This window comes from Limnofasciculus baicalensis BBK-W-15 (genome assembly GCF_024178385.1).
Lineage (GTDB): Bacteria > Cyanobacteriota > Cyanobacteriia > Cyanobacteriales > Coleofasciculaceae > Limnofasciculus > Limnofasciculus baicalensis.
On the sequence record NZ_JAMZMM010000354.1, the window covers coordinates 1 to 6,404 of the forward strand.

The window sequence follows — 6,404 nt, forward strand, 5'->3', positions numbered from 1 at the left end:
TTAAATTTATTAAGATTAATTCTCAATACTTGACGAGATTGCGTCGTTTCAGCTACTATTGTCCAATAATCCAAAGGAGGGCTAATAACCTTTTTGGGAATAGCGGCTTTTTTGTGACTTAGTAAGCTGCTCCGCATTTAAACTGTATATTTTCAATTTAGGGAAAAAGCGATCTAAATTCGGCGGTTTCTTCCAACTCCCGATATTTAGCCAGTGTGTAAAGTTGTTGAGCTGTTTGGGCTAATAGATGGATATCAGCCGAAAATATCGATAATTTCCTCAAACCATCCCACCCACCAATCATCCATCCGTTGCCCAAGCCTCTTGACATTTGACAGTGGTGAGGTTACTATTAGACAATGGGAATCTGTGCGCTCATGTAATGTCGGTTTTTAACGATCAAATAAACTTGGTTTTCTTTGATCCTGCCGTTTAGTCGCAAGGTTTATTTTTAACGCAAAGGGCGCAAAGGTTTTAATTGGGATTGCTGGCGATGGCAGGAAGTGCCCACTGCGCGATCGCAAATCAATCGGGTAAGAGTGCGTAGAATAGGGTTGTCAACTACCCATCGTTAATTCGGAGTACCGATATAACAAGCGTCACCTTACCATATTTTAAGATGGTAATTCCCACATTGCGCCTCATTATATATAGATATAGCCCAGAACCAGAGATCTCCGGTTAATCCTCTGTGTACCTCCGTGTCACCTCTGCGTACCTCTGTGTTAAAAATAAACCTTGCCACTAAACAGAAGGATAAAGGAGCGCAGAAAACTACAAGTGAGTTTATTTGAGGTTGAAAAACTTACTTTACAGGAGCGCACAGATTTCCATTATCTAATATTAACTTGACATGTGTCAACTGTCAAGAGCCTTGGGCAACGGATTTGGCAATGGTTTTTTCCGATCGGTAATAATGGGGTACTTACTACCCATATAATATTAGGCCACGAGTTAAAGCGGCCAAGACTAAGAGCAGAGGAGTTAGCCAATCTCCCCACTCCACGTAAAGTGTCTGTGTTTGTCGCCGATAAATAGTATCTGAATGAATTTCATAAATATTAATCCCAGAAATCCAAATAGTTTTACCGTGGGGATCTACAATACCAGAATACCCTGTATTTGTCGCTCGCACCGCCCAACGATCCGTTTCAATTGCCCGCATCACATCCAGGGCATGGTGCTGGGCTGGCATTGTTTGAGTATAATGGGCATTATTAGAAGCAGTAAGAATAAATTCGCCACCATTTGCTGCTTGTTTGCGGAAATGATTAGCAAAGGCAGATTCGTAACAAATCCCGACAATTGCTCTGCCATAAGGTGTCTCAAAAACTTGGTTGGGTTTGCCAGGTACTAGATCGGCATTTAATGGAGAAAGTCGGTTAATTAACTTAGCCAAAATTTCCTGAAAAGGAATATATTCTCCCAAGGGCACTAACTTAGTTTTATCATAACGGCTGAAAGTTTCTCCCGCACCAGTGACAGTAAATAGACTATTTGTAAAACCGCCTCCTTCCTCTCCCAATGCTCCTACCCAAGCCAAAACACCTTTATCTAAAATAGCAGAATAAAAGGGACTGCGATCGCGTACCTGATTTTCCCACAAAAAGGGCAATGCTGTCTCTGGTGTCAAAACCGCTTGCACTCCCTCATCTGCTAATTTATTGTAACCTTTAGTATAACCTTGAATTGCTCGATACCAACCTTCAGGATAAAGCTTAATGCGATTTGAAATATTACCCTGAATAATCCCAACTTTGAGTGCGGTTTCAGTTGGTTGATTTAGGGGACGACTGTAGAGTCCAAATCCGATCGCGTGTAAGATAAATAGTAACCCAATTGCTATACTAAAGTAAGTAATAGACTCTTTTGGTAATTGGGAATAATTGTTTTTCTCTCCATCTTCCCAGGGAGCATCCTGTTTTGGGAAAGATACTTGTTTGTTGCCAAAATTTTCACCCCCCCAACCCCCCTTGTTGAAGGGGGGAGGAAGAATATAACTTAGGTTTTTGCCAAATTGGGGTGATTCCCAATCCCACCGCCTCATCTCTTGACTATAGTCATAACTAATCCAAGCTTCAGCCATCAACCCATTCACAGCAACAATTGCCGCTGTCACCATTGACGGTCCAGATAACTTACCAAGGTGTAAAATAACTAGATTATGGGGACTTTGAGTATAAGATAAAGAGGACCACCAGAGGGAGCCACTACTCCAAATTGCTTCTAATCCACACCATAATCCTACCCCTAGTAGGATGCGAAATAGAGTTTTGAGTTTGGGGTTTTGAGTTTTTGCCCCATTTTTTTTGATTGAGAATTCCCAGTTATTTAATAGGGTTATTAATCCTGCCCATAAGGATACTAAAATAGCGCCACAGAGAGTAATAAAAGTCCAGCAAAAAACTGCTATGCTAATACTTGCTAACCAGGGCACTCCCATCCAATCCATCGGATGAATACCAGTAATCCAAGATAGCGCCAAACCGTGATAGCCAATACCCCAAATCAAACCATATAAAATACTATGGCGGATACTTTTACTTCTGGCAACAAGAAACCAAAGGGGCACTAATGCAACCCAAGCCAAAAACCAAGCTTCCACAGGTCCAGGTGTTAATCCCATCAGGATACCACCAAACCCAGCCAGGAGGAATGGGGCAGATTGCCAAAATAGCTTAGGAATTTTCATAAATCATTTGAGAAATGCTATAACTGCGCAATAGTTGTAAAATATCATATCTTGGTCAAGATATTCAATGATGAATTTGATCAGCCCAAGGTGTAAGTCGCTGAGAAATCCACTTCAACCCGTAATCAATTACTAAGCCAATTACCCCAATTAAAGCAATGCAGAAGAGAACTTTATCTGTTTGCAAAAAACGTTGTGCTTGAATAATTTTGAATCCCAAACCATTCTGAGAAGCAACTAATTCAGCAATAACCAAGAAATTCCAAGCACCAGAAATATTAACACGTAGAGTATCAAGAATACTGGGAAATGCCCCAGGAATAATCACCTTAAACACAACATCTCGGCGAGTTGCACCGAGGGTGTAAGCGACGTTAATCATCTCATTGGGAATAAACTTAACTGCATCGGCAACCATAATGGCGTTATAGAGTACCACTCCTAACATAATAATCAAAATTTTAGAAGGTTCTTCTAAACCCAACCAAATCACAATTAGAGGGACAAATCCTGTCACAGGCATATAGCGCACCGTGCCAACAATGGGGGCAAATAGACTATCTAAACTATAAAATGTTCCCATTGCTAATCCCATGGGTACACCAATAATTCCGGCAACTATAAAACCTGCTAAAACGCGAGTACTACTGACAATAACATCCAGAGTTAAGTTGTCCTCTGCGAACATTTTAATTCCAGCATTCATCACGGCTGCTGGTGTTGGTAAAAAAATTGGGGGGACTAGATTAAGGGAACTAATCGCTGTCCACAATAGTAATGGTACAATCAGAGCAATTCCCACCAATAATAATGACAACCATTTGGGAAATTCCTGACGAATACTCCAGAAAACTGATGGTGGCAAATAGAGATATTTGCGAGGTGATGGTTGGGGTATTTTTAAACTAGAATTAGCCATTGATATTACCTAAATAATGCCACGAGAGCAAGCTTCAAGATGATTTAAAATTTTTCCATCGTTGTTCTCATCATTATAAATAATATCAATCACCCTTATCTCCATCTAGTTTGTAGTAGGCACTTCAGTGCCTAAACATACCAGGGAAAAAGCACTAAAGTGCTGACTACGAACAGCATAAATGATATCAATCCCCCTTATCTCCATCTAGTTTGTAGTAGGCACTTCAGTGCCTAAACATACCATAGAAAAAGCACTAAAGTCCTTACTACGAACAGCGGATTTTAGTAGGGTGCGTTATGCTTTGCTAACGCACCATTACCACTATATGTAATCTAGCCTATTAAATCCAGATTACATTGACTTGACAATCGAATCATCATATAGGCTTTCAACCTCCATCGGTTGGGAGATAATGTTAAATTCCTTAGCTCCCTTCACCGTTGCCTTTAAATTGCCGATTAAACTCTTAGGATCGTCTTTATTGAAGGCTACTGACTTATTACTATCCAAATCAAATAGTTTCACTCCCTGCAATTGTTCCTTCACCTCTTTCGCCGTAATCCCTAATTTTGTCCCGGCAATCTTCAGAGCTTCTTCATCACCAGCATTCAGTAAATCAACAGCTTTATCAACAGCTCTAAAATAAGCTTGTAAATCCGTTTTGCGGGATTTAATCAAACTATCGCGGGCAATTACAACGTCAGCAATTAAGTTTGTATCTTTAGTAGAAAAGATGACTTCACCTCCACCTATCTTGGCAGATTGACTCAAATAAGGCTCATAAGTTACCGCAATATCCACCTTTTTCGCGGCGAAAGCCGCTCCAGCATCTGGGGCAGACAAATCTTTGATAACCACATCTTTCTCAGTCAATCCAGCTTTTTGCAAGTAAGCTTGCAATAAAATTTTTTCAAACAGGATGTTTTCACGAGCGATGGTTTTCCCCTTAGCATCCTGGGGTGATTTAATCCCTCGTCCGATAATACCATCCGAGCCATTAGAGTAGTCAACTAAGTAAATAATTTTAATCGATGGATCTTTTGCCGCCATCTGAACTACATTTCCAGAGGAAAACCAGCCTACATCAATTTTACCAGCCAAAAATGCCGTCATTTCTTCACTGCCACTCTGAAAAAATAGGTCTTTTACTTTTAAACCCTCTCCTGAGAATAAATTCTTACCAACAGCAACATGATGACTGGAATATCCCACCCAATTATTTGTTGCCGAGACTAAGGGTTGAGATTGAGGTGAACTCTTATTAGAAGAATTGTTAGTAACTTGCGGCGAACAGGCAATTATTAGAAATAGAGAAACTATTGCCAGAGAAAACCATCGAATCAGAGCAGATTGTTTAAACATTTATTAGTTGCCCCCTGAATTGTATTTGCCAATCGAGATAACTTTAGAATATCTATCCTCAATGAAATTATATCAGAAATTGATCGTTGTTCGCTCGGTTCTTAAACCATGAATAATTTGCCGTTTAATATCAACAAATTCTGATGATAGTTTAATATCTAAATCCCGATATTCTGGCAATTGGATGGGAATTTCTAGCTGAATCTTCCCTGGATGTGTCCCCATCAAATAAACCCGCTGCGATAGATAAATAGCCTCTTCCACATCATGAGTAATCATTACTATAGTTATCTGAGTTTTTTCCCATAAATTTAGTAAAAATTCCTGCATCTGTTCCTTAGTTTGAGCATCCAATGCCCCAAAAGGTTCATCCATTAGCAATAGTGCGGGTTCATTGGCGAGGGCGCGGGCAATTGCTACCCGTTGTTTCATACCACCAGATAACTGTTTAGGATAATTATGAGCAAATTTACCAAGTCCAACCACATCCAGAAAATAGCAAACACGATCCCGTTGTTGTGGTTTAGGCATTTTCTGAAACTGCAAACCAAAGGCTACATTCTGCGCCACAGTTAGCCAAGGATAAAGGGTATAACCTTGGAACACCATACCACGATCTGAACCCGGTTTTCCAGTCACAGGTTTACCATCGACAAATACCTCCCCCGAAGAGGGAGAAATTAGCCCTGCCATGATATTCAATAAAGTTGATTTACCACAACCAGAAGTACCTACCAAACAAACGAATTCTCTGGGTAAAATCTGCAAGTTAATCTCTTGGAGGACAGTAATTTTTTCCTGCCCGCGAGTTGAGTAGGATTTACAAATATCTTTTACTTCAAGTTTATAGATAAAATCTGGGCTGGATAGATCGGAATAACTTCGATGGATGCCATCTTGAACTTGCATAATTATTGAATTAGTCTCCTCCATTGACAAAACCCTCCTAAGAGTGTATCTTTATCAGATAATTTTTTCTTTTGGGTTCTTCCACCTTAACTATCCTATTTACTCCCATCCACCAATAAGATTACCCAACTATTCTTTTCTCATCCTTAGTGTCTTAGTATCTTAGTGGTTAAATAATCACCTATTCTTCCACGAGGAAGCGACTAAAAATATTCTCATAAATAAATTTTACCTACTAGGAAAAACAGATATCAGTTTTTGCCACCAATAACTGTATCAGAAATCACAAAGTAGTGACGTAAATTGGCAACACCATCGCACTTCATAAACAAATAAAAAATAGGCTTGCACGAATTCAGGGGAATAGTTCTTAACGTGCAAGCCTAAATTTTTAGGGGTTTCTGTTGGAGGTGTTCTTACCCCTTAATTGTCATCTATCTTCGCGATCGCTGACATCAGCCATATTTCTGAAAAATTCTACGCCAAATGGCGGATTGAAGGGGACAAGGGGGACAAGGG

Annotated in this window: 5 protein-coding genes; all 5 read right to left on the reverse strand. The window is 39.9% G+C overall.

Features of this window, described 5'->3' with window-relative positions; all coding sequences use genetic code 11:
- Positions 1 to 157: 157 nt before the first annotated feature.
- The 5 genes from NJ959_RS24230 to NJ959_RS24250 all read right to left on the reverse strand — a co-directional run bounded on the left by NJ959_RS24230 (position 158) and on the right by NJ959_RS24250 (position 5,909).
- Positions 158 to 304 carry a hypothetical protein gene (locus NJ959_RS24230; RefSeq protein ID WP_254014316.1) on the reverse strand — a complete coding sequence of 49 codons (147 nt, stop codon included), beginning with the start codon at positions 302 to 304 and terminating at the stop codon, positions 158 to 160.
- Between the two features lie 624 nt (positions 305 to 928).
- Positions 929 to 2,692 carry an apolipoprotein N-acyltransferase gene (gene lnt / locus NJ959_RS24235; RefSeq protein WP_254014317.1) on the reverse strand — a complete coding sequence of 588 codons (1,764 nt, stop codon included), beginning with the start codon at positions 2,690 to 2,692 and terminating at the stop codon, positions 929 to 931.
- A gap of 64 nt (positions 2,693 to 2,756) precedes the next feature.
- Positions 2,757 to 3,611, reverse strand: coding sequence for an ABC transporter permease (locus tag NJ959_RS24240; RefSeq protein WP_254014318.1), 855 nt, complete (start codon positions 3,609 to 3,611; stop codon positions 2,757 to 2,759).
- Between the two features lie 354 nt (positions 3,612 to 3,965).
- Positions 3,966 to 4,976, reverse strand: coding sequence for an ABC transporter substrate-binding protein (locus tag NJ959_RS24245; protein ID WP_254014319.1), 1,011 nt, complete (start codon positions 4,974 to 4,976; stop codon positions 3,966 to 3,968).
- A 72-nt stretch (positions 4,977 to 5,048) separates the two neighbouring features.
- Positions 5,049 to 5,909 carry an ABC transporter ATP-binding protein gene (locus NJ959_RS24250; RefSeq protein WP_254014320.1) on the reverse strand — a complete coding sequence of 287 codons (861 nt, stop codon included), beginning with the start codon at positions 5,907 to 5,909 and terminating at the stop codon, positions 5,049 to 5,051.
- Between the last annotated feature and the right edge of the window lie 495 nt (positions 5,910 to 6,404).

Bases quoted from the DNA above. Each gene is read 5' to 3' on its own strand.
- NJ959_RS24230 (WP_254014316.1), bottom strand. From the start codon at position 304: ATGATTGGTGGGTGGGATGGTTTGAGGAAATTATCGATATTTTCGGCT.
- lnt (WP_254014317.1), bottom strand. From the start codon at position 2,692: ATGAAAATTCCTAAGCTATTTTGGCAATCTGCCCCATTCCTCCTGGCT.
- NJ959_RS24240 (WP_254014318.1), bottom strand. From the start codon at position 3,611: ATGGCTAATTCTAGTTTAAAAATACCCCAACCATCACCTCGCAAATAT.
- NJ959_RS24245 (WP_254014319.1), bottom strand. From the start codon at position 4,976: ATGTTTAAACAATCTGCTCTGATTCGATGGTTTTCTCTGGCAATAGTT.
- NJ959_RS24250 (WP_254014320.1), bottom strand. From the start codon at position 5,909: ATGGAGGAGACTAATTCAATAATTATGCAAGTTCAAGATGGCATCCAT.